The sequence below is a fragment of the Streptomyces sp. NPDC055078 genome, assembly GCF_053607985.1.
The window spans coordinates 1-3,041 of record NZ_JBSGUP010000850.1; the positions used below are offsets into that span (position 1 = coordinate 1).

Here is a 3,041-nt window from a genome sequence, read left to right on the forward strand (position 1 = left end):
GGACCCAGGCGCGGTTGTACCCCTGGATCTCCCCCGCTCCCCCGCCCCGCCCGGCCGTTCCGTCCGGCGCGGCGGGGGTGTCGGCGGGCCGCCAGACGGGACAGTCCAGCTGGTCGGACAGGCCGCGTACGGTCATGACCGGGCCGCCGGGCCGGCGACCGGGTTGCGCAGTACTCCGATCCCGTCGATCTCCACCTCGACGACATCGCCGGGGGTCAGCAGCCTCGGTGGGGTGCGGATGAAGCCGACCCCGGCGGGGGTGCCGGTGGCGACCACGTCGCCCGGCCGCAGGGTGGTGGTCTGGGAGATATAGGAGAGGACCCGGCCGACCGAGAAGATCATTTCCGAGGTGTCGCCGGACTGGACGACCTCGCCGTTGACCCGGGTGATCAGCTTGCGGCCGGTCCATCCGTCGGGGCCGCCCCACTCGTCGGCGGTCACCAGGGCGGGGCCGAGGGGGCCGCTGCGGTCGGGGTTCTTCCCCAGGGTCCACTGGGTGGTGTCGAACTGCCGCTTGCGGGCGCTGATGTCGTTGAAGCAGGTGAAGCCGAGCACTCCGCGCAGCGCGGACTCCTCGGTCGCGTCGGTCAGTGTCCCGCCGATGACGACCGCCAGCTCGCCCTCCCAGTCGAGACCGGGTTCGGACGCCGGTACGGGAACCTCGTCGCCGTCGCAGACGAGGGTCGACTCCCAGCGGCCGAACACCGTGGGGTGGTCGGGCACCTCGGCCTTCGCCTCTTCGGCGTGTCCCCGGTAGTTCAAGCCGACGCAGAGCACTTTCGCGGTCACCGGTACCGCCGGTGCGGGTACGGCTCCGCCGGGGAGCGGACCGAAGGCGGCGGGCGCCCGGCGGGCCTCCGCCAGCGCCGCGGCGGGGTCGTGGTAGAACGCGTCGGCCGTGGCGATACGGGACACGTTGCCCGCCGGGTCGACGGCGCCGATCCAGCGGTCGCGTCCGTCGCGGAATCCGATGAGCCTCATTCGTCGGCTCCTCTCTCAGTGGTGGACAGGGAGGTGGTGGCCGGGGGTCCGGTTGTCGGCGCGGGGGTGGTGCCGGTCCGGGCGACACCGTCCTCAGGGGTGGCCGCGCCCCGGGCGGCCTCTTGAGCGGTGGCGTCCCGGGCGGACTCCTGAGCGGTGGCGTCCCGGGTCGGCTGTCCGGAGATGGCATCCCCGCCGGCGGGGGCCCGGGAGGCTTCCGCTCGCAGTACCCGGGCCGCCCGGGACACCGGCACGAGGGCCGCGAGGGCGGCCAGCAGGACCGCGGCCGGTCCGCTCCACCCGGGCCAGGACCCGACGAGGAGCGCGTCGAGCGACCAGCGGCCGGGTCCGGCGAACCCGAGCGCGGCCGCGACGACGGCCAGCAGGAACGGATACTCCCCGCCGCCGAGGGTGTTCCAGAAGACCCCGGCCTTGGTGTTCATGGACAGGGCCGCGACGAGCATGGTGCCCGCCGCGATCGCCGCTGCCGGCGGGGTGGCGAGCCCCAGCAGGAGGAGCACGCCCGAGACCGCTTCGCAGCCGGCGGCGAGCAGCACCATCGGCCGTCCCGGCCGGTGGCCGAGCGTCTCGAAGAACGCCCCGCTCGCGGCCGGCCCGGGGCCGCGCAGTCTGCCGAACGCCTTCTGCGAGGCGTGGCAGACCAGGACGAGCCCCAGGGCCAGTCGCAGGATCAGCAGTGCGGTGTCCATGCCGTCTCCCGTGGATCAGGGCCGGGCGGGATGGCCGGCGGTGCCGACGTCGATGCCGGTGAGCAACTGTGTGTCGACATAGCCGGACGCCCCGTGCTCGGCGACCGAACGCTTCACCTGCTCGATCAGCTCGTGCGCGGGCCGGGAGAAGTCGAGCCCCTCCAGATACCCCTGCTTGGCCGAGAGCCCGGTCGGCCAGTACACCTCGCAGCGGTTGCCGTCGGGGTCGAAGAAGTACACCCCGATCGCGTTCCCGTGCGTGACCGTGTACTCGATGCGGACCTCGTGCTCGCGGAAGCGCTCGTAGTACTCCAGGACGTCCTGGAGTGTGGCGCAGCGGAACGAGATCTGCTGGAGCCACAGCTCCTCCTCTCCGACGGTCCGGCCCCCGCAGAGCAACACCTCGTGGTGCTCGACCTCGGGGCGGGAGCTGAGGAACACCATGCCGTGCTCGCTGTCGTCATCGGTGACGCGCAGCCCGAGCACATCGCGGTAGAAGGCCAGGGAGCGGTCCATGTCCCGGACATGGATCCCCACATGAGCCAGTCTCTCGATCTTTGCCATGACACCCACCTAAAGCTCTATTGATTAGGCTTGATTAGCTTCGACATGACCATTATCGGTTGTCAAGGGTTCCTTATGAGTATACTTTTTTCCGTGTCCGCCTCGATCGACGCGGACACGATCATGAAAGGGTGACAGCCGTGACACGCAGACTGGTCAATCCCCCCGAGATGCACCCGGCGCCGACCTACAGCCACCTGGCGATCGCCGAGGGACACACCCTCGTGTTCTTCGCGGGGCAGGTCGCACTCGACTCGGACCTCGCGGTGATCGGCCCCGACGACCTGCACCAGCAGATCGTCGCGTCGATGCGGAATCTGGAGTCGGCGATGCGCGCGGCGGGCGTGGGGTGGGACGACATCGTGCGCCGTACGATCTACACCACGCGCCCGCACGAGCTGGAGACCATCGGGGCCGCGGTCCGCGAGGTCACCGGACCGGCGGCGGATCCGCCGCAGACGATCGTCGGGGTGACGGGGCTGGCGCTGCCGGAGCTGATGGTGGAGATCGAGTGCACCGCGGTGCTGGGATGACGCCTGTACGGGAGGCCGGCCACGCCGGCCCCGACCGAGGCCACTGCGCATCACGGGCGGCTGCGCCCTTCCGGCGGCGGGCGGCGAGGAGGCGGAAGAACTCCCGCAGCACATAAGGGAGTCGAGCCTTGGGCGGCCGGGCGCCGGGGCCACAGGGGCCTGTGCCGGGGCGCCGGATACGGACCGTCGCCGGGGGCCAGGTACGGGCCTCTGCCGGGGGCCGGGCAGGGACCTTTGCCGGGGGGCCAGGCAG

General features: G+C 71.7%; 4 protein-coding genes. 1 reads left to right on the forward strand and 3 read right to left on the reverse strand.

Translation table 11 applies throughout. The features are described 5' to 3' along the window. Window positions 1-132: 132 nt before the first annotated feature. The 3 genes from ACWF94_RS37610 to ACWF94_RS37620 are packed head-to-tail and all read right to left on the reverse strand — an operon-like array spanning window position 133 to window position 2,255. Window positions 133-981 (reverse strand): fumarylacetoacetate hydrolase family protein, encoded by an 849-nt coding sequence (locus ACWF94_RS37610; RefSeq protein ID WP_453499288.1) that lies wholly within the window; start codon window positions 979-981, stop codon window positions 133-135. Further along, a complete protein-coding gene (locus ACWF94_RS37615; RefSeq protein WP_453499290.1) occupies window positions 978-1,691 on the reverse strand; it encodes a DoxX family protein in 714 nt (237 codons plus the stop codon). Before ACWF94_RS37615 ends, ACWF94_RS37610 begins: the two co-directional genes overlap by 4 nt. Before the next feature lie 15 nt (window positions 1,692-1,706). Then, window positions 1,707-2,255 carry a VOC family protein gene (locus tag ACWF94_RS37620; RefSeq protein WP_453499292.1) on the reverse strand — a complete coding sequence of 183 codons (549 nt, stop codon included), beginning with the start codon at window positions 2,253-2,255 and terminating at the stop codon, window positions 1,707-1,709. A gap of 140 nt (window positions 2,256-2,395) precedes the next feature. Here ACWF94_RS37620 and ACWF94_RS37625 point away from each other — a divergent pair, with 140 nt between their 5' ends. Further along, on the forward strand, window positions 2,396-2,788 hold the full coding sequence (locus ACWF94_RS37625; RefSeq protein ID WP_453499294.1) for a RidA family protein: 393 nt from the start codon (window positions 2,396-2,398) through the stop codon (window positions 2,786-2,788). The last annotated feature ends 253 nt before the right edge of the window (window positions 2,789-3,041 follow it).